A 22,661-nucleotide genomic window follows, 5' to 3' on the forward strand; every position below is an offset into this window, starting at 1 on the left:
AAGACCCACCCACGCAGAACTCGCCTCTCGTCATTTCCTACCCCCACGCGACCCGGCGTGATCTCTACATCAGTGCATACTGCCTGGAAAGCGGAACTTCACCTGCCAGATTACATGCTGTTACCAAATAACCACAGTATTATTGACTCTTCTTGGGAGTGCTTCACTCAAGGACTCGCTAATCAAGCTGTTTTGGATATTGTCTTCCGGCCTGGGGATGGTGTGGATGGGTTCGGGGGAACGTACGTCGTTTCGTAGTCATTTCGGCGTGCGTGGCTCGTTCCTTCGCGCGAGCGACACGCGTTTGCCGCGAACAAGGCAGCTCCTCAAGACATCGGCGCTGTCGACTGCAGCATTGGCGCTGTCCGGCATTACAATCGCGCATGCTGACTCCGACGGGCTCTGGCAGCCGCAGGTGCGGGCTGTCATCGGCGCCGACAATCACGGCGCCAGCACCGCCCTCGAGGGCTTCATCCCGCTCAAGCAGACCGCAGAATCGGTCCTGTTCCTCGATGTTCGTGGCAAACATCGCTTCGACGATGGCTTCGGCCAGGACGTCGGCATTGGCGTGCGACGGCTGGTCAATCCCGATCTGCTCGTCGGCGGATATGCCTATGCCAATGTTCAGACGGTCGACGGCCACACCTACAGCGGAGCGACACTCGGCATCGAGGCGATCACCGCCAATTATGATGGCCATCTGAATGTCTATGTGCCGTTCGGCGGCGACGGCAACGAGAGCAAGAGCAACTCATCGCTCTCGCTCGTCGGCAATCAGTTGCTCGAGCAGATATCGGTCCTCGATCGACGCAGCTACAGCGCCTGGGGCATAGAAGGCGAGTTCGGCGTGCAGGTTCCGCTTGAGCTGCCGGAAAACCATTCGCTGCGGCTGGATGTCGGCGGCTATCATTTCGCCGATCCCGACGGCCGGGATGGCAGCGTTACCGGTGCCAAGGCCGGTATCGAATATGCCATTCGCGACGCGTTCAGCGCCGGCTGGGACCTCACTCTGACGGGCGAAGTGCGCAGCGACAATCGCGACCACACCCAGTTCGCCGGTTCGATCCAACTCAGCGTGCCGTTCAATCCACCCACACGCAATGCCACGCAGGACGAGGCCGCGACGACCTATCCGGTGGGTGACGGCTTGCGCAAACGGGTCAACGAGCGTGTGCGTGGCGATATCGGCGTGCGCGTCAACACCCAGGAAACGAAACGGGACTTCAGCCGCAACGCCGTCAATGCCGCAACCGGCAAGGCGTTCGGCACCTTCTTCTTCGCCGACGGTGAAAACACGCTGGGCCTCGGTACGCAGGGCGACCCCACAACGCTCGACGATGCCGTCGCAAAGGCGGGCAAGGACGGATTCGTGGTCGCTCTCGGCGGCAAGGGCAACATCCTGACCGCCGGAGCAATCCTGGCGCAGAACCAGACCGTGATCGGCGGTGCAGGCACGGTAAAGGCTCTGACGTTCTCCGGCAGCATCGAGACGTTCAGCTTTGGCGGCTTGAACGGCACCGTAGCAGGGACAGATGCCGGCAAAGCGGTGCTCAGCCTCGCGGACGGCAATACGATTTCCGGTATCACCGTAACGGGTGGCGGTATCGGCATCTCGGGCGTCAACATCAACGGCGCGGCGTTGACCGATGTCACGGTGAGCGCCACCGGCTCGCACGGTGTTTCGTTTACCGGCAATTCGACAGGCGTGACCGGAACAAACCTGACGTCCAGCGGCAATGGCGGCGACGGTCTGCATATCGAAAGCGACGGCACTTTCAATTTCGCGGGAACCACCCTGTTGTCCGGTAATGCCGGTGACGGCCTCGATATCAAGGGCAAGGGCACTTACGCATTTGCAACGCTGAACGCCCTCAACAATGCCGGCGACGGCATCCATGTCTCCGGCACCTCCACCACGGGCAGATTCTCGACTACCGGCGGCACCGTCTCCGGCAATGGCGGCACCGGCGTCTTCGTGGACCCGATCACCGCCAGGATCACGCTGGGCTCGGTCAGCCAGAATGGCGGCACATCGGGCATCGTGCTCGAAAATGTCAGCGGCAGCTTTACCATCACCGGCCCGACGACCATCTCGAACACCAACGGCGATGCGATCTCGATCACGAATTCGTCGGCGACGGTCTCGTTCCTCGGCGGCGTCCTCATCACCAATCCGGCCTCCGGCTTTGCCGGGGTCGACATCGAAGGCAACAACGGCGCGATCAGTTTCGCCAACCTGCAGATCGCTCTGCAGTCAGGCAACAGCACCGGGCTCGATCTTTCCAGCGCGCTGGTGAACGGCAACATCACCGCGATCATCTTCAACCTGACCAGCACCACGCCCACCGGCACGGTTGGCATCAACCTGGTCGGCGCGAGCGGCATCGGCACCGTGCGGCTCGGTGACACCAACGCCGTCGGCGCGAATGCATCGATCGGCGGGGCTGGAGGCAATGCCGCCGGTCCGGGAACCGGCGTGCTGTTGTCCGCTGCGACCAGCCTGAATTTCATTTTCGGCGACGGCGAGGCCGGCACTGACGTTGGCTCGACCATAACGGCGGCGACGCCGATCGCAGCAACCGACACCTTGCCGCTTGGCGGCAGCTACAACTTCCTCGACGCCAGGCTCGTCGGCAACACATCGAACCTCGCGACCAACGTCTCCCTCTACTACGTCGACAATGTCACCGACGGCATCGACGACGGCTCGCGCGATCATCCGGGCACGATCCTCGGCGCCATGAACAGCACGGCGGCCGTCATCGTGCTGGTCGACCGCACCGGGGCAGATGTCATCGACACCAATGCCGCCGCGCAAGGCGCACAGGCATCGCTGCTGCTCGACAACAACCAGCGCCTGATGTCGTTCCTGGGCGGAGACACCATCAACGTCGGCGGCGGCGCCCCGGCCAACTTCCTGCTCACCGGTATCGATGTCGGCAAGATCATCAACCCGTTCGCCGGCACCGGCTCGCCGACGCTGACGACCACCGCCGCGGCCAATACGGTGACCCTGGGCAACGCCAACCTGATCGAGGGCGTGCAGATCAGCAACGGCGCCGGAGCCGGCTCGGTTTCCGGGGCGGGCTCCAGCGCGACGCTCCGCAACAGCGCGATCGGCGGCCTGGCGCTCAACGCGATGTCCGGCACAGTCACTGTCGACAACACCACCTTGGACCAGCTCACGGTCGCAGGTGGCAGCGTGGCTGTGGTCGGCACCAAGGCCAACCTCGTCACCGGCGCCAATGTTGCGGCACTGTCCGTAACCGGCGGCCACTCAGGCTCGATCACCTTCGATGCCGCCTCGTCGATCCTGACCAGCAACGGCAGCGGCCTGCAGTTCGACAATGCCGACGGCATCTATGGTTTCAACGGAATCACGACGCTCGCCGGCGGCGATGCAGGCATCGACATCCTGAACGGCTCGGCCGGCTCATTTACCTTTGGCACCGGCGCCTCGATCGCCAGCCCGTCGGGCACTGCGTTCAATGTCAACAGCAGCGCCGCGACATTGACCTTCGCCGGCTCGCTGACACAGAACAGCGTCGCAACGGCAATCTCGGTAACCAACAATGCGGGTGGCACGATCACTCTCGGCGGCATGATCGTCGCCACCACCTCAAGTGCCGACGCCATTCTCTTCCAGGGCAACAGCGCGACGACGACGCTCTCCCTGAATGGCGGGCTCGACGTCAACACCACCTCGGGCGCCGGCCTGCTGGCAAACGCCGCAGGCACGATCAACATCGCGGCGACCAGCGGCGCGGAAAACATCAGCGTGCAGACCGGACAGGCGGTCGACCTGACTGGCGTCACGGCCAACATCGCGCTCGATCTGGTCCACGCCAATGGCAGCACGAATGCGATCAGCCTGATGTCCGTCGACGGAGCGTTTGCCGTCAGCAATTCGACAACGGTCCTGTCAACCGGCAACGACGGCATCCGGATCGTACAGTCCGCAGCCAATGTCTCCTTCGGCGGCACGACCACGATCACCGACACTGGTGGCAACGGCATCTATCTGCAGGACAATACCGGGACCGTCATCTTCAACGGCACCACGACGATCGGCAACCCGGGCGCGGCCGCATCCGGTGTCGCCATCAAGGGTGCCAATGCGGCAATCACCTTCGACAGCCTGGCCATCGACCTCGCTCAGCCCTCGACCACCGGCGTCGATATGTCGAGCGCTGTGCTGGCAGGCAATATCACCGTCACGGATTTCGACCTCACCAGCAGCTCCGCCACCGGCACGATCGGCATCGACATCAGCGGCGTGACGAGCCCGAACAGCAAGACGATCTTCATCGGCGACCCGAGCACGCCGTTCGCAAGCGGCCAGAGCGCCACCATCGCCGGCGTCAACACCGGCGTGCTGGTGTCGCCAACCACCAATATCGGCTTCACCTTCGGCGACGGCGAGGCGGGGCAGGATGTCGGCTCGACGATCAGCGCAACGACGCCGATCCGATCGACCGGCGCGCTGCCCGCGCTCGGCACTTACAATTTCCTCGACGTCAACCTGGTCGGCGACACCACCAACCTCTCCACCAATGTCTCCGTCTATTATGTCGATGACGTCACCGACGGCATCGACGATGGCTCGCGCGACCACCCGGGCACCATCGTCGGCGCACTGGCGGCCGTGGGCATCGACGCGATCGTGCTGGTCAACAACCCGCTGGATGGTGACGGCACCATCGACATCTCCTCGGCCACGCAGGGTTCCCAGACCACTGTGTTGCTGGATGCGAACCAGCGCCTCTATTCGTTCAATGAGAACGGTTCGACGATCAATGTCGGCGGTGGCGCGCCGGGTACCTTCCTGCTGACGGGGATAAGCAACGGCACCCTCACCAATCCTGGCACTGGTACGCCGACGCTGACGTCGTCTGCCGGACTCAGCCAGACCATTACGCTCAACGACAGCAACACGATCGATGGCATCATCGTCTCCAACAGCTTGTCCGCCTCGATCAACGGCTTCAGCACAAGCGGCGGCGTCATCTCGAACAGCAACATCGTCGGGCGTCTGCGCCTGGACAGCGCCATCGGCACGGTGACGATCACCAACACCGCCATGGCGGACTTCCATGTCGACGGCGGCAGCATCAACGTGAACGGCACCAACGCCGATATCTCGAAAACGACCAGCGGCGAAGCGTTCAGGGCGACCAGTGGACACACCGGAACGATCAGCTTCGACGCGGCATCGAGCGTGACCGCGACCAGCGGCACCGGCTTCCGGTTCGACAACGCGGACGGCTCGTACAGCTTCCTTGGCAACAACACGCTGAACGGCGATGACGCCGGCATCGACATCATCAACGGATCGGCCGGCACATTCGTGTTCTCGACCGCCGGCTCGACCACGACGACGATCACCAATCCGACCGGGGTCGCCTTCAACGTCGATGCCAGCACGGCGACGGTGACCTATAACGGCAACATCACGCAGACGACGAATCCGGCCGCGCTGGTGAATGTCACCAACCACAGCGGTGGCACCATCACCTTCCAGAACGGCACCTTGAACGCCACGACCGGCACCGGCCTGCAGTTCAGCAATGCCGATGGCATCTACACCTTCAACGGCACGACGACACTCAACGGCGGCGACGCGGGTGTCGACATCATCGGCGGCTCGGGCGGTACCTTCACCTTCGGCATCGGCGCCTCGATCACCAGCCCCTCGGGCATTGCCTTCAACGTCGCCGCGAGCGCGGCGACCGTCACCTATAACGGCACGATCACGCAGAACAATGCGGCGAGCGCGGTTTCGCTCACCGCCAACACTGGCGGCGCGATCGCCTTCGGCGGCGCGATCACGGCCAACACCACGACCGCGACGGCAATCTCGGTCGCCAACAACACCGGCGGCATCTTCAATTTCAACGGACAGGTCACGACCAATACATCGAGCGGCACCGGTGTGCTGCTCGACACCAACACGGGCGCGACAATCAATTTCACCGGCGGGCTCGATATCACGACGGCCGGTGGCGATGGCTTCACGGCCATCAACAACGGCCCGGGTCTCTATGGCGGCACGGTGACCATCACCGGCGCCGGCAACACGATCGCATCCGGAGGCAACGGCCTCCTGATGGGTGGGATGGTGGTAGGCGCTGGTGGTATTGCCTTCGACAGCATTTCGGCAAAATCCGTCAATCCTGGTGGTGCCGGCGTTGCCTTGGGTCTTGTTGATCTGCAAGGCGACGTGAACATCGGCGGCCTGAAGGATACCGGTTTCACCGGTGGTGTCTTCGCCGGCCTGACAGGCCCGGGGAAAGTCAATCTCACCGGGACCATTGACCTCGACCTCACCGATCCCTTCAGCATCGGCTTCGACTTTGGCGGTCAGATCGGCACGGTCAACATCGCGAACGTCACCGGATCGACACTGACCATCGACGGTGCCTGGATCGGAATCCAGTTCAGCGGCGCGCAGGGTGGCACGGCCAATATCGGCAGCGTCGGCAGTTCGGCCACCATCACCGCAGCTAAGGCCACCGGTTCGGCAATCGCTTTGAACAGCAACACCATTGGCGGCCCGGTGCTCAACTACACCGGCGCGCTCAATGTGAGTGCCGGCGCTGTGGTTTCCACGGGCGGCGCCGACCTTGCCGTGCTCAACCTTGCCGGCACCGTCACCTCGACCACAACCGACACAGCTTTCAACTTCGCCGTGGCATCCGGCACCTACAACATCTCAAGCTCGATCAGCCATACCGGCGGAACCGGCGTCAATGTCGGTCCGGGTGCGCTTGCGACCGGAACCATCACGTTCTCTGGTGCATCGAAGGCATTTAGCACCGGCACCAACACCGCCGTTTCGATGGCCGGCCTGGGCACGCTGTCCTTCACCAATGGCGGCCTTGGCATCACCACCAGTTCGGGCACCGGCCTCAGCGCGACCGCCGGCACCGTCAATGTTTCGGGCGCTACTGGCAACACCGTCAATTCGACTGCAGGTACCGCGGTCAGCCTCAGCAGCGTCACCGCAGGCGTCACGCTCAATTCCATCACCGCTGCGGGTGGCACGAACGGCGTGGCGCTCAGCAACGTGACCGGCAGCTTCAGCGTTTCGGGCGCCACTCAGGTGTCGAACACGACGGGCACGGCAATCTCGGCCTCGAACTCGGCGGCAGCCCTGTCCTTCAATGGCGGCACGACCGTCACCAATTCCGGTGCCGACGGCATCGCCCTGACCGGCAACAGCGGTGCGGTCTCGTTCCTGGGCACGACGACCATCACCAATCCGGCCACAGCCGCCGTGAACATCAACGGCACCAACGGCGTGATCAGCTTCGCCGACCTCGACATCGCGCTGACCGCCGCAAACACGACCGGCTTCGACGTATCCGGAGCGGTGGTCAACGCCAACATCACCGCAACCGATTTCGACCTGACCAGCGCTTCGGCAACAGGCACGGTCGGCGTCAACCTGGTCGGCACGACTGGAACGGGCCTGATCCAGCTCGGCGACGCCAGCCTGCCGTTCAATGCCGGCCACAGCGCTACCATCGCGGGCACCCCCGGCAATACGAGCGGGCCTACGACAGGCGTGCTGATGTCCAGCACCACCAATGTCGACTTCATCTTCGGCGACGGCGAGGGCGGCCAGGACGTCGGCTCGTCGATCATCGCGGTGACGCCGATTGCCGCCACCGACACGCTGCCGAACCACGGTACCGATGTCTACAATTTCCTCGACGCAACGCTGACCGGCGACACGTCGAACCTGTCCTCGCCGTTCAGCGTCTATTATGTCGACAATTTCAACGACGGCACGAACAACGGCTCGCGCAGCAATCCCGGCACGATCGCGGGCGCCATCGCCAGTGGCCGCGACATCATCGTGCTGGTCAACAACGGCGGCAACATCGACGTCAGCAGCGCCTTGCAGGGCAGCGGCACCACGCTGACGCTGCTCAACAACCAGCGCCTTTACTCCTTCCTCGCCGGTGACACGATCAATGTCGGCGGTGGCGCACCGGCGAGTTTCCTGCTGACGGGTGTCGACAGCGGCAACATCACCAATCCGGCCACCGGAACGCCGACGCTGACGACCAGCACGGCCGCGACCAACACCGTCACGCTCGCCAACAACAACGTGCTGCAGGGCGTGCTCATCACCTCCGGCCCGGGCGGCTACAGCGTGTCCGGTACCGGCATCAACACGCTGACGGTCACGAACAGCAACATCGGCGGGCTGCGGCTCGACACGGCAACCGGCATGGCGAGCCTCGGCGACACCGTGTTCAGCCATATCCACATCATCGGCGGCGGTGTCACGGTGAGTGGCACCAATGCCGACATCAACAGCACGACCGCGGTGAATGCGTTCGATATTTCGGGCACCCACACAGGCAACGTCACCTTCGATGCGGCATCGGCGATCAGCCAGACCGGAGCCGCGCGGGGCGTTTCCATCACCGGCAAGACGGCCGGCACGGTCACCTTCGGCGGTCTCGTCACCGCCAACACCGGCAGTGCCGACGGCGTTTTCCTGAACGGCAACACCGGCGCCACGATCAATTTCAATGGCGGCCTCGACGTCGACACCACAACCGGCACCGGCTTCACGGCAACGGGCGGCGGCACCATCAACGCCATCGGCGCCGGCAACACGATCAACTCGACGGGTGGCCAGGCGATCAATCTCGCCAGCATCACGAGCAACATCAGCCTCGCCTCGATTGTCGCCGGCGGTGGGGCAAGAGGCATATCGCTGGACACCGTCACGGGATCGTTCACAGTGTCCGGAACCACCAATATCGGTGGCGTCACCGATGCCGGCATCCAGATCCAGAATTCGTCGGCCAATGCCGCCTTCACCGGCAAGGTGACGATCCTCAACGGCGTCGGCGCCAATGGCGACGGCGTGTGGATGGATACCAACACCGGCACCTACGATTTCAACGGCGGTGTCGACATCACGGTGAACGGCACAGGCGCGTTCGGGTTGCGGGCGCACAATTCCGGCACGGTCAACATCGCCAATGTCGCCGGCAACCAGATCACATCGAACAACGGCACCGCACTGTCGATCGACCCTATGGCGTTCAACGCCACCTTCGACAGCCTGACGGCGGGCGGCGGCACCAACGGCGTGATCCTCGACCAGATGACAGGCTCACTGACGGTGACGGGTGCCATCACCATCAACAATTCGACCGGCGACGGCCTGGTGATCGCCAATTCCGCAGGCACGGTGACGCTTGGCAGCGTCGCGATCAATGGAACCGGCGGCGACGGTATCGACATCTCCGGCACCAACGGTGCAATCATCATCAGTGGCGGCTCGATCGGCGACAGCAACGACCCTGGTGGTATCGGCGTCAAGATCAGCGGCGGCACCGCCGCCATCACGATCAATGCGTCCGTTGCGAAGACGACTGCGGGCGACCTGATCGAGGTCACGGGCCGCACCGCCGGTACCGTCAGCTTCAACGGCAATCTGTCGTCCAGCGCGCAGGGCGGCGGCATCGACGTCAACGGCAACAGCGGCACCGCAGTGATCAATTTCAGCGGTGCGACCAAGACCATCAACACCAGCGCCAGCGGCGTGACCGCGGTCTCGCTCGCCGGCAATGGCGGCGCAACCGTCAGCTTCCTCGGCGGCGGGCTCGCCATCAGCAGCGGTGCCGGTACCGGCTTCAGTGCCACCGGCGGTGGCACCATCAACGTGACGGCCGGCGCGAACCAGAACACCATCACCACAACGACCGGCTCCGCGGTCAACCTCGACGGCGTTGTGATCGGCGCAGGCAACGTCGCGTTCGACACGACGAACAAGACGGCCACGGGCGGAACCAGCGCAGTCGTGCTGAACACGGTAACCGGCGGCAGCATCGATCTGGGCGGCGGCACGCTGAACGGCGGCTCGGGCGCGGTGGTCCGCATCGGCGATGGAGCCGGCGGTGCCAACACCGGCGGCACGGCGGGGTTTGCCTATGGCGGCAACATCATCAGCGGCACCGGCCAGGCGGTCAACATCCAGGACCGCGCGGCCACGGCACAGAACATCACGCTGTCGGGCAACATCACGCACGGCGTCAGCGGCCAGACCGGCATACTGCTGGATGACAACGCAGCCGGAACAATCACCTTCTCTGGTGCATCGAAGTCGATTTCGTCGGGATCGGCAACAGCCGTCAGCCTCACCGACAATGGCGGTGCCACCATCAGTTTCCTGAATGGCGGGCTGAATGTCACCGCCACCGGTACCGGTTTCCTCGCCACGGGCGGCGGCACGATCAACGTGGTCTCCGGAGCCGGAACCGACATCATCACCACAACAACGGCCACCGGGACGGGCGTCGACCTGAATGGAATCGTGATCGGCGCCGGCAACATCGGCTTCACGACGGTCAATGTCGACGGCGCGGCCACCGGCATCCGGGCGACCAACGTGACGGGCGGCAGCCTCTCCATCGGCGGCGGCACGATCCAGAACACCACGACGGCAGCGATCGACATCAGTGGCGGCAGCAGCGGCGTCACCATATCCAACATGACGATCAACAATTCCGCCGGCCGATCCGTGTCGGTCGCGAGCCGCGGCGGCGGCAGCGGCGCGATCAGCTTCAGTGGCATCAATCTCACCGATACCGGCCTGGGCATGCTGTTCCAGAACAACAGCGGCGGTTCGACCACCTTCTCCGGCGGCGGCACCCGCAGCGTCAACGTCGCAGGCGCGAACAACGCGCTGACCGTCATCAACAGCGCCAGCCATACGGTGAGCTTCGGCGGCACGACGACGCTCCAGGCCACAGGCACCGGCAATGCCGTCGACATTTCCAACGGCGCGACGCTTGCCTTCACCGGCACCGCCATCAACGCCAATGGCACCGGCGCGGCGCTGCAGGCCGATGGCGGCGGCACGGTTGTCATCACTGGAACGGGCGCCATCAATGCCGGAGCGACCGCGACGGCGATCAGCCTGGACACCGTGGCTGTTGGCGCGGGCGGCATCACCTTCGCCTCCACCAGCAAGACCGCGGGCGGCACGAACGCCGTTGTGATGAACAACGTCACTGGCACCGGCGTGGTCAATCTCGGCACCGGGACGCTGAACGCCACGACAGGCGCCGTAATCGGCATAACCGGCGGTACGGCCGGCCTCCTCTACAGCGGCAACGTCAACCAGACCAACAACGCCGCCCTGCTCAGCATCGCCAACCACACGACAGGGACCGTCACGTTCCAGACAGGCACGCTCAACGCCACCAACGGCAGCGGTCTGCAGTTCGACAATGCCGACGGCATCTACAATTTCAACGCAACAACGACGCTGAATGGCGGCGATGCCGGCATAGACATCATCAACGGGTCGAATGGCGCCTTTACGTTCGCAGCCGGCACCACGATCACCAATCCGAGCGGGGCCGGTTTCCTGGTCAACGGCGGCAACGGCAACATCAGCTACAGCGGCACCATCTCCAAGAACAACGCCGGCAGGATGATCGACATTCAGTCCCGCAACGGCGGCACCATGACGTTCAGCGGGAACCTGTCGGCGACGGTAAATGCCACCGGCGGCATCTTCGCCTCCAGCAACAGCGGCGGAACCTTCACTTTCAGCGGCACCACCAAGACGCTCTCGCCCAACGGCAGAGGCGTCGACCTGCTGAACAACAGCGGCGCGACATTCAACTTCACCAATGGCGGGCTTGCCATCACGACGACCACCCAGTTCGGGTTCAACGCATCCGGCGGCGGCACGATAACGGTCCAAGGCTCGAACAACACCATCGGTTCGGGTACAGGAGGTGCGCTCAATGTGGTCAACACCACGATCGGGGCGCTCGGCCTGAACTTCCGCTCGATCGCGTCGAATGGGGCGGCAAACGGCATCATCCTCAACAACACCGGGACGTTGGGTGGGCTGACGGTGACCGGCGACGGCGCCGCGGCGAACAATGGCTCCGGCGGCACGATCCAGAATTCAACGGGCGACGGCATCAGCCTGACGAATACCACGGATTTCCACCTTGCCCGGATGAACATCACCAACAATCTCGGCGACGGTATCGGCGGCTCGACCATCAACGGCATGGTGCTGGACCGCCTGAACATTTCCGGCAACGGCGACGATGCCGGAACGGACGAGTCGGGCATCAACATCGTTGACCTTACCGGAACAGCTTCCGGCGGCGCGCATCGGACAGCGATCCTCAATTCGGTCATCAGCAACAATTACGAATTCGAGATCCAGATCACCAATCATTCCGGAACGCTGACCAACCTCCAATTCACCAACAACAATGTGACCGCCAATGATAGCGGCGGCGTCATCGGCAACGTCTTCAATTTCCTCGGAGACGGCACCTCCACCATGGGACTGACCGTCAGCGGCGGAAGCTTCACTGGAAACTACAATCCCGCCAGTCCGCCCGCCAACCCAACAGGGACCGGCCTCCATGCCGATACCAGCGGAACGGCGATGACGGTGAACGTGTCTGGCGCGACGTTCACCGGAAACAATGCCGGCATCAATGTCTCGACGGGACCGGGCAGCAGCGCGCTGATCTTCGACCTCGACAACAACACATTCGTCAACCAGCGCTCGACCGCCATCAATATTTTCAACAACGGCAACGCCCCGTTCACCCGGACGGTCAACGGAACCATCACCAACAACATCATCGGCAATGGTGCCGACTTCTCGGGTTCCACCGTTGGCCGGGGCATCGATGTCGGCAACGAGGGAGCCGTCAATCTCACCGTGCTGATCAGCGGCAATACGATCCAGGACATCGGCACGCCGGGAGGTGCCATAAGCACCGGCAGCGCGGGTATCGGCTCTAACATCGGGCTCGTGGGATCCCCGACAGGCGGCGGTACGACCAACCTGACAATCACGAACAACACCATCAGCGATATACAGGATAGCCGCGCCGTCCTGGTGGACGAAAGCAACGGCGCAACAGGCCCGCAGCCGACAGTGTTCGTCAACATCTCCGGCAACACCTTCAGCGGCTTCATTGGCGGCCAGGCAGGCGACGGCTCGAAGATCCGCCTGGATCAGGACAACGGCACCTTCCGCGTGACGCAGGGCGCACCGGCAAGCGGTGCCGCCTCGCTCGAAGCCGTAAACACCGGCGTCACCGATGTTCAGATCAGCGTTGGAGGAACGGTATCATTTAACCAGGGTACCCCGCCGCTGCCGACAACCAATCCACTGCCGCTGCTTGCTGCACCGGGTGGCGTAGAGGCTCAGGGGGACGACTTGTGGGGCGACGTGCTGACTGGCGAAACGCTGGACACCATCATCGCCGCTGCGATCCAGCGTTGGGCCGCAACGGGTCTTACCGACGAACAACTTGCAGCCCTCAACGCAACGACCTTCCAGATCGCCGACCTTGGCGGCAACTATCTCGGACTTGCCAGTGGCAATGTGATCCGCATCGACGACAATGGTAACGGCCTCGGCTGGTATGTCGATGTCACCCCGCTCAGCGACGAGGAGTTCGCCAACCGTGTCGGCGGCACCCTGCTGTTCGCGGACGGAACAGCAGCACCCGCCGGGCAATACGACCTGCTTACCACTGTCATGCACGAATTCGGCCATGTGCTCGGCCTTGGCGATCTCCACACCATCGATGACAGTTCAGATTTGATGCGCGACGCGCTTACAACGGGAGAACGACGCCTGCCATCCGCGATATACACACCGCGGATGATCTCCTATCAGGCAACATTCAATAGATAGAGTAACTTACGATATATCATACATATATACTATGAATAAAAATTCAGAATTATTTTGATAATTGGCAAAACTATAGGATTAATATTTATTGTACTTTTGTTTTGAATTGCGTACTCTAAACTTGGGGTGAGAAGGGGACATAACCGTGGCGGAACCGTTTCTGTCTGAAATCCGGATCATGTCATTCGTGTTCGCGCCGAGAGGTTGGGCGCTTTGCGACGGCCAATTATTGTCAATCAATCAAAACCAGGGCCTTTTCTCGCTGCTTGGGACGACATTCGGCGGTGACGGCAGAGTGAACTTTGCGCTGCCCGACTATCGCGGCAGGGCACCTATCCATGTCGGCACAGGGCATACCCTTGGCGATCGAGGCGGCGAGCAGGCGCACACATTGTCGATATCGGAAATACCCCAGCATTTTCATGTGCTGTATGCGTCGAATCAAACGGGCAATACGAACAATCCGAATTTCGCGGGCACAGGTAATGTTCTCGCTCAAGATCCCGGGAACGTCTATTCTACGGGGTTTTCTCCCAGCGCCACTTCGCTCAACGCGGGATCCGTCGCCAATGTCGGCGGCAGCCAGGCGCATCTGAACATGCAGCCATTCCTGACCCTGTCTTTCTGCATCGCGCTTCAGGGCATCTTTCCTTCGCCGACCTAGGAGATATCCATGGCACAGCCTTATGTTGGCGAAATCCGTATGTTCGGCGGCAATTTTGCACCCGCAGGGTGGATGTTCTGCGAAGGGCAGCTCCTGCCCATCTCGGAGAACGAGACACTCTTCAATCTGATTGGCACGACCTATGGCGGTGATGGCCAGTCAACCTTCGCGCTGCCGGATATGCGCGGCCGCATTCCCATCCACCAAGGCAACAGTTTCGTCCTTGCGGAGAACGGAGGAGCGGAAGAGATCACGTTGACGACCAACCAGATACCGGCTCATAGCCATCCGCTTCTCGGTTCGACCGGCAACGGCTCGCAGGCAAATCCGCAAAACAATGTGCTGGCGAGTTCGACACTTGTGAAGCCGTATGCGGACGAAAGCGCGACCGCAAGTTTGGCACCTACATCGATCGGCGCGGTTGGTGGAAGTCGTGCGCATAGCAACTTCCAGCCGTACCTCTGCATCAATTTCATCATATCGCTGTTCGGGATATTCCCGTCGCCGTCTTGAGAGGACGATATGGCCGACCCTTTCGTCGCAGAAATCCGCATTTTCCCCTTCAACTTCGCTCCCAGAGGCTGGGCGTGGTGTGATGGCCAATTGCTGCCATTGTCGCAGAATACGGCACTCTTCTCGCTGCTCGGCACGACCTATGGAGGCAACGGCAAATCGAACTTCGCGTTGCCGGATCTGCAAACACGTGCACCGATGCATCCGGGTCAGGGACCAGGTCTTTCGCTGCACGATCTTGGCGAAACCGGTGGCTCAGAAACGGTCACCTTGCTGGAAAGCGAGCTCCCCAATCACTCCCATCCATTTCGAGGAACCGTCGAAGACGGAACGCAGGGAACCCTGGCACAAAATATAACCCTCGCTACATCCGTTAGCGGTACTTTGTACCAAACCGGGACGGCGAGCGCCTCTCTGGTACCCATGTCCCCTCAGGCCCTCGCTCCCGCCGGTGGCGATGCCGCGCACAACAACATGCAGCCCTATCTCACCTGCTATTTCTGCATCGCGCTGCAAGGCGTTTTCCCGCCGCGAGGCTGATCCGAACCGACGCCCGGGAGGGGTATCATGGCCAATACCGAAGCTGCAGCCGTGCCGTCCGCCGAGGCACCCGGTGCCGGACAGCCGCCTTTCTTCGAACTGTCGCGATTGATGGTCGTCGCCGTCGACACCTCGACGTCGTTCCTGTCTTACAAGGCGCAGACCAAGCCGAACGGCCCCTGGGAAGCAAACTGGACGCCGATCGACAAGAAGTACATCTACACGCTCGCCACCAGCGGACTGACCAAGGATGGGCGCGTCGCCGTCGCCGGCCAGATCCAGGGCGGCGGTATTGCCTACATCGATGAATCCACCGACCAGTCCGGCGGCATCGAGCGCTGGAATGCGCCGGTGCTGCTCGGCTCGCCCGGCGGCAACACCAATGTCGTCAGCCTGTCGATGGCACGCGATGTCGATGGCCGAGTCGAGATCTTCGCGGTGGCCGCCAGCACCGGCACGATCTGGTGGATCTACCAGAACCCGGACCAGATCGTCGAAAAGGACGTGACGATCACCCCTCCCGGCACCACCACGCCGATCACGGTGAAGGTGCAGGAACGCGTGCCGCCGGCGACGCCCTGGAGCGGCTGGCAGCAGATCCCCGGTGGCCTGATCAGCATCAAGGCCTGCCGCCAGGGCGATGGCCGCATCGCGCTGTTCGGCATCAATTCGAACAACAACCTCTATCGCTGCGTGCAGGCCAATGCCACCACCCTGAAGGTCGGCGACTGGTCGCAATGGGTACAGATGGACGACGCCCTCACCGGCAAGATCCTGTACATGGCACCCGTCGTCGGCCCCATGGGCGCGCTGCATCTGTTCGCGATCAACACCAACAAGCAGGTGATCCACACGCTGCAGCGACCTGCCGCCACCGACACCTGGACGCCGTGGCTGCGCAACGGCTTTTCGCGTACGGGCTTCAACATGGTTGCGCCCGGCCTGGACGGCAACGGCCATCTGATGCTGGTCGCGGCCGACGCGACGAATGTGATTTCGGCCAACACGCAGACCAATCCGGCTGCGCTTGCCTGGACCGGCTGGCAGGACATCGCCAATTCGTCCTGGCCGGTGCAGCTCGCGCTCGACTACAACGCCGACGGGCGGCTCGCCCTGTTCTCGCATTGGCTCCTGCCGCCGGGTTCCGGTATCGGCGGTCTGTGGACGATCTCCCAGGCGGCGATCGACAGCACCGAATGGGAGTTGGAGTGGACACAACTCGCGGCAAGCAGCATCCAGCAATATTCGGTGGTGCGCGATCTGACGCCGCCGGCCAGCTGAACGCGATGATGCAAGCGCAACCGTCGCCGGCCATATGGCCCAATACCAGATCGGCCAGCCTGTCGTTTCGTCCCATCGGCGACAGCGACATTCCATTCCTGTCGGCGCTCTACGCTTCGACGCGCATGGAAGAGCTGGCGCAAACCGGTTGGCCGGAAACGGCGAAACGCGACTTCCTCAACCAGCAGTTTCTCGCCCAGCACCAGCACTATATGCGCCACTATCCGGGGGCGCAGTGGCTGATCGTCGAGTGCGATGCCGCCGCCGCAGGACGGCTCTACTTTGTCCACTGGCCCCAGGAAATCCGCATCATCGACATCGCGCTGATGCCCGAAGCGCGCGGCAAGGGCTTCGGCACAGCGCTTCTGGAAGACATCATCGAGGACGCAATCTCAGCCGGCAAAGCTGTCTCGATCCACGTCGAGCGCATGAACCCGGCGCTGTCGCTCTACAGGCGGCTGGGATTCCAGGAGATCGAGGACAAGGGCGTCTATCTGCTGATGGAGCATCCGGGCGGCCAGGCCGACCCCACCCACACCATCATCTAGATCCGGCATCTTGTCCGCCGGTTTTTCCTCGCGGCGAAACCACGACCAGATCAGGTGAAGACGGCTTCGTAACGCATGCCGTCGTTCTGGCGCGCGATCGGCACGATGAAGATATCCAGCCTGCCGAGCCTGGGATGAACCAGCGGATAGGTGGCCTGTTGCAAGGGTTCGGTTGGCGGGCCGCGGAAGGTCAGCGCGAAAGCGCCGCCGCTGCGCAGGGCCGTTCCAAGAAGCCGCACCTCGAGCAATTGCAATGCAAGCGGCACAGAGGCTTCCGCCACGTCAAAATCCGTACCGATATGCGGCTCGAAATCCGCGCCCGTCAGTTGCGCAACCATGTCCTCTCCCCATTCGGATATGGTTTTGCAGCGTGTCGCGTTCGCTGTCGAGTCCTGCGAGATCAATCCCGGACCGAAGGTACGCCAAGCAAAAAGGTCAGGACTTTTCTGGCGGCCCGCATCACAGATAACGATGCAAGGGGTTGAAACCTTCACGAGGTTGTCGGTCGCCGGGAACGGGTCAACAATCCGGTGGCGGGCAATCGCTCTCCGATCGCGATGTCAACCTCATCACGCAATGCACTTGGCTCTCGAGCGTATGACGACAAGCCCGAGCTCAACCGCCCTTGCGCAATCTGGCGACGTCATCGGGCTTTACGTCGGGCTGCCGGCCTCCCCAGGTCGCACGCGCCCAGTTGGCGAGATCGGCGATCTGCTGGTCACTCAGCTTGTCATCGAACGCCGGCATCGGCTGCATGCGTTCCAATCCCGGAAACCGCTGCGCGGAAATACCGTGCAACACCGTATGGACGAAATTGCGCGCATCGCTAATGCGCATCGAGGCATTCGTCGCCAGCGGCACCACCACATGCGGAATGCCCTGGCCCTCGACACCATGGCAACCGGAGCAAAGATTGATGTAGGTGGCCCGCGCCGATGCCGTGAGCTCCGCGGGGACACTGACTGGCTCGGGCGCGCGCGGCGGCTCGGACTGACCAGGCACGGCATCGAGATCGAAAAGAAAAGCCGACAGCGACTCAAGATCCTCTTCGGTCATGTATTGCGTCGAGAAATGCACGACGTCGAACATCTGATTGGTCATCGCGCCTTGCGCCGAGATACCCGACTTCATGAAGCTCGCCAGCAACGGCACGTCGAACCCCATGCGCGTCAGGCCGTCTTTGGTGATGTCAGGGGCGTTGATGCCTTCGATGATGGTTCCCTGCAGATATCTCGACGGATCCATGCCTTGCAGCATATTGCGTGGCGTGTGGCATTCGCCGCAATGCGCCAGCGCATTGGCCAGATAGCGGCCGCGGTTCCACAGCTCCGAACGGGCGGGATCGTTTGCCGGCTTTTCACCAGGCAGGTTGACGAGATTCCAGAACGTCAGCGACTGACGAATGTTGAAGGGGAAGGCAAGCTCGTTGTCCCTGTTTGCAACCTTCATCGGCTCTCGCGTCATCAGATAGGCATAGACCGCATCGACGTCCTGCGGCGTCATCTCCCGGTAAGAGGCGTAGGGCATGGCCGGATAGAGATGGCGCCCGCCTTTGCCGACGCCGTCGCGCAGCGCGCGGTGGAAGTCGGCGCGGGTCCAGCTGCCGATGCCGTTGTCCTTGTCGGGCGAGATGTTGCTGGCATAGATGGTCCCGAACGGCGTCTCGAACGGCAGGCCTCCGGCCCAGGCCGCGCCGCCTTTGGCGGTGTGGCAGGCGTAGCAGTCCGCCGCCACCGCGACATAGGCGCCGCGCTCGGCCAGTGTCTTCATCTCATCGGCGCTGAGCGGCTGGTCGATATCCTTTGCCACCACGCTTTTTTCGAACAGGCCGATAAAAATGCTTCCCGCAACGATCGCGGCCAGAATGGCGAGTGCGACCACGCCCCACAGCAGCCTGCGTAAAGTCATGGAATGCTCCCTCAGGCTTTGACGAGGTCAGGCATCTTCAGAACCAGATCGCGCACCGCCTGATGATAGCGGACATAGCCGGTGCAGCGGCAGATATGCTTGTCGAGCGCTTCGGTTATGGCCTTCTCGAGATCGGCCCTGGCGACCGGCTTGCGTTTCAACTGGTCGATGAAGACGGTGGCACCGGTGACGAAGCCCGGCGTGCAGTAGCCGCACTGGAAAGAGAAACTCTCGATGAAAGCCTGCTGCACCGGCGACAGTTCGGTAATCGCGCCGGCGGCATCGCGTCTGGCGTGCCCTTCCACCGTGCGCACCTTCTTGCCTTCGAACCAGTGTGCGCCGGTGATGCAGGTGCGGACCTCGTCCAGCACACCGTCATCCTTTTCCAAAATCACCGTGCAGGCATGGCAGATGCCCTGTCCGCAGCCCATGCGCGAGCCGGTGAGATCGAGATATTCGTGGAGGAAATCCTGCATCATCATGGCTTCGGGCACGTCGACGGGCCCGATCGCCTTGTCGTTGACGGTCAGCGACAGCTTCTTCGTGGGTAGCGTCATGCCAGGGCCCCCCGTATCTTTTCCGGTGTTATCGGCAGATCATAGAACCGCTTGCCGATGGCGTGCGCGATGGCGTTGGCGAGCGCCGGCACCACGGCGATCATCACGACCTCGGCTATGCCCTTGGGTGGATCGGTTTCCGAAAGCGGCGCCAGTATTTCCGACGTCTGCGTCCACACCGCCACGTCCCTGGCGCGCGGCAGTTCATAGCGGTTCCAATTCCAGGTGCCGTCACCGGGCCCGTCCTCGTAGAGCGGCAGAAATTCCTTCAGTGCATGGCCGATGCCCATCGCCAGGCCGCCCTGAAGCTGTCCGGAAACCAGTTCGGGTACCACCTGCGTGCCGCATTCCATGATCGAATGATGCGACAGGATGGTCACCTCGCCCGACGCCGTGTCGACGACGATCTCGGCCAATGTCGCCATCGGCGCGTAGTAGGTGACGCCGGCATTGTTGCGCTGCGCCGGCGGATAATAGACCGCCGCACGGTCGACGAACTGCCAGCCGTCCAGCGTCATCAGCGCCTTGGCCTGTGCCGTCGCCCCATCGCCATATTTGAGCGCAAGCGCATCCACTGGAAGGCGCGTCCTGCCGATGCCGGGAACATCGAAATCGGCCTGCGCCCACTGCCAGCGGTTGAAGGTGTGCACGGTCACCCCGGTGACGAGGCCGAGCCGATGCGCTTCGGCCGCCACCGCCTCGAAGGCTAGCGGTGGCATGCCGCCGGCATTCACCAGGCCATTTTCCGTGCGGATATCCTCGCGCCGTACGAAATAGGGCGCGATCGAACCGCCACCGATGCCTTGCGACCACAGCGACCTTGCCGCCGGCCAGATGGCGAACTCGACAAGCGCGTGCGCCGCCTGCCGCGTGGCGTGGCCGAGATAGTAGACGCTGTTGGTGGCGCTCATCGGCGAGGTGAAACTCGGCGTCCAGCGCGGATTGGCGCTGTTTCTGTCCTCGTCCGCCTGCGCCATCGTATAGGGCTCGTCGGTGGTTTCGAGCGGCATCTGTGGCCAGCGCACCTTGCCGTATTCGGTCACTTCGGGGACGCGGCCCAGTATGTCGCCCACCATGATCGCCTGCGACGTCGTGGTGCCCGTGCCGATCTCATGCGCGACGTGCGCGAAGCTCACCCGCCCGCGGGCGTCGAATTCGAGCGCCGCAAGTGCCGCCTCCGCGCCGGTGCCATAGTCCTTCTGGACGTGGCCGTAGCCGACGCCATAACGCTTGCCGGGGTTGGCTGCATCGAAAGCAGCCTTTTTCTCCTGCCGTTGCGTCCACAGCGGATGGGCCTTGGCCTTGAGCAAAATCTCTTCGTTGCGCAATGCCCCGGCCGGGATTGCCCCTTGCGTGTTCTTCATGCCCGACTTGAAGACATTCTTCAGCCTGAGATCGATCGCATCCATGCCGAGCGCTTCGGCGGCTTCATCGACCATCATCTCGGTGGCGGACATGGATTGCAGCGTTCCGTAGCCACGTGTCGAGCCGGCATCGACGGCACGCGAGGCGATGGCGGCGGCGGAGAAATCGCTCTTCGGCAGGTAGTAGATCGACTGCGCGGCGGTAGCGCCGACGAAGCCGACGGAGAATGAGAAATTGGCACGGCCGCCGCCATCATTCTTGAAATGACCGGTCATGATGCGAAACTGGCCCGTCTTGCGGTCGACCACCAAAATGTTGTCCATCCAGAAAGCGTGCCGCTTCAAGCCCATCTGGAACTGTTCGTAGCGATCGTTGGCGAGGCGAACGGGACGGCCATCGCCGTAAAGGCCCGCCACCACGCAGAAGAACGCGAAGATCGAGTGATCCTTGGTGCCGTAGCCGACGGTATAGCCGACCTTGAGGTCGACTTCCTTGAGAGGAAATTTCGACTTGGAGACCAGCACGGCCGAAACCTCGGCCACTTCGTAAGGCGACTGTGTCGCCACCATGAGATGCAGGACGCCGGTCGCCGCGTCGTACCAGACATTGCCGTTGTCGGCCTCCATCGCCGAAGCATCGACCGACTGCGAGAAATATTCGTTCCTCAGCACCAGGGCATCATCGCCGGCCATGCCGATTTCCTGCTCGATCTCGGCGGCGGCGGCCATGCCGCGGCCCATGGCGTCACCGTCGGCATCCGCCTCCGGCCATTTTGGGTCGTCGCCGGAAAAGCCGCCATAGATGACGGTATCCTTCAACGGCGAGAACCGGTCTGGCGCATCGGGAGTGCCGCCGTCGATGCGCACATAACGCGCCGCGCCATAATGGGCGGGATGGCTGTAGGGCGCTTTTTCACCATAGCGCACGACCGTATCGTCGAAACGGATCAAGCGCTTCGCCGCGTCGTAGCGGGCGAAATCGTGATAGATGAGCAGGGCGACCGGTTGACCGAGCAGCCTCGCCGTCTGCCCTTTCGGCACCAGGAAAACATCACCGTAAAAACCAGGCACCGGAATGGTGATGCCGTCGGCGACGAGATCTTCATGCAGCACGAGCCGGTCCGGCTTCAGCGCATCGCCGAGCACACCGAGATCGATGCCCTCGAAGGTGCGGTCGGCCTTGGTCGCATGGATCATGAAAGCATGCGCCTGCTGCTTTGGCCAGCCGTCGAGGTCGCGGGCGCGATAATCGCGCGAAAAGGTCTTTTCGCCGGTCACCTTGGCGATGGCATCGAGCCGGTATTTCGGCTTGCCGTCGGCCTTGAGCCAATCCGGACCGGGTTGCGGTGGCGTCTCGATCAGCCGCGCTGCTGCTGACGAAGGCAGGAAGGAAACCTTGATGGCGATGCCTGCAGCGGCACTGGCCTTGAGAAAATTACGGCGCGAAAGACTGGATCCCATCATCTCCTCCTGCGTCAGACCAGGATCGTCCAACGTGATCAGAAAGCCGACATATCTTCCACGAACCACAAAGGTCCGGCGCTATTGTTGAAGCGATTATGGGAC

The 22,661-nt window shown here is 62.6% G+C and carries 10 protein-coding genes; 6 read left to right on the plus strand and 4 right to left on the minus strand.

The window, feature by feature from the left end:
* Positions 1-226 precede the first annotated feature (226 nt).
* The 6 genes from C1M53_RS08390 to C1M53_RS08415 all read left to right on the plus strand — a co-directional run bounded on the left by C1M53_RS08390 (position 227) and on the right by C1M53_RS08415 (position 17,266).
* A complete protein-coding gene (locus C1M53_RS08390; protein WP_129411833.1) occupies positions 227-13,720 on the plus strand; it encodes a hypothetical protein in 13,494 nt (4,497 codons plus the stop codon).
* A 145-nt stretch (positions 13,721-13,865) separates the two neighbouring features.
* Positions 13,866-14,384: a tail fiber protein gene (locus C1M53_RS08395; protein ID WP_129411834.1), complete on the plus strand. Its 519-nt coding sequence runs from the start codon at positions 13,866-13,868 to the stop codon at positions 14,382-14,384.
* A gap of 9 nt (positions 14,385-14,393) precedes the next feature.
* Positions 14,394-14,897 (plus strand): tail fiber protein, encoded by a 504-nt coding sequence (locus C1M53_RS08400; protein WP_129411835.1) that lies wholly within the window; start codon positions 14,394-14,396, stop codon positions 14,895-14,897.
* A 9-nt stretch (positions 14,898-14,906) separates the two neighbouring features.
* Positions 14,907-15,437 carry a tail fiber protein gene (locus C1M53_RS08405; protein ID WP_129411836.1) on the plus strand — a complete coding sequence of 177 codons (531 nt, stop codon included), beginning with the start codon at positions 14,907-14,909 and terminating at the stop codon, positions 15,435-15,437.
* A 27-nt stretch (positions 15,438-15,464) separates the two neighbouring features.
* On the plus strand, positions 15,465-16,718 hold the full coding sequence (locus tag C1M53_RS08410) for a hypothetical protein (protein ID WP_129411837.1): 1,254 nt from the start codon (positions 15,465-15,467) through the stop codon (positions 16,716-16,718).
* A gap of 5 nt (positions 16,719-16,723) precedes the next feature.
* Complete coding sequence (locus C1M53_RS08415) at positions 16,724-17,266, plus strand: GNAT family N-acetyltransferase (RefSeq protein ID WP_245488486.1); 543 nt, start codon at positions 16,724-16,726, stop codon at positions 17,264-17,266.
* 50 nt (positions 17,267-17,316) lie between these two features.
* Here C1M53_RS08415 and C1M53_RS08420 read toward each other — a convergent pair whose 3' ends face one another.
* The 4 genes from C1M53_RS08420 to C1M53_RS08435 form a co-directional block, all read right to left on the minus strand.
* Complete coding sequence (locus tag C1M53_RS08420) at positions 17,317-17,604, minus strand: hypothetical protein (RefSeq protein WP_129411838.1); 288 nt, start codon at positions 17,602-17,604, stop codon at positions 17,317-17,319.
* A gap of 277 nt (positions 17,605-17,881) precedes the next feature.
* Positions 17,882-19,174 (minus strand): c-type cytochrome, encoded by a 1,293-nt coding sequence (locus tag C1M53_RS08425; protein ID WP_245488487.1) that lies wholly within the window; start codon positions 19,172-19,174, stop codon positions 17,882-17,884.
* An 11-nt stretch (positions 19,175-19,185) separates the two neighbouring features.
* Positions 19,186-19,731, minus strand: coding sequence for a (2Fe-2S)-binding protein (locus C1M53_RS08430; RefSeq protein WP_129411840.1), 546 nt, complete (start codon positions 19,729-19,731; stop codon positions 19,186-19,188).
* Positions 19,728-22,559, minus strand: coding sequence for a molybdopterin cofactor-binding domain-containing protein (locus tag C1M53_RS08435; protein WP_207213079.1), 2,832 nt, complete (start codon positions 22,557-22,559; stop codon positions 19,728-19,730). Before C1M53_RS08435 ends, C1M53_RS08430 begins: the two co-directional genes overlap by 4 nt.
* Positions 22,560-22,661: the final 102 nt, after the last annotated feature.

The sequence above is a fragment of the Mesorhizobium sp. Pch-S genome (assembly GCF_004136315.1).
GTDB lineage: Bacteria > Pseudomonadota > Alphaproteobacteria > Rhizobiales > Rhizobiaceae > Mesorhizobium.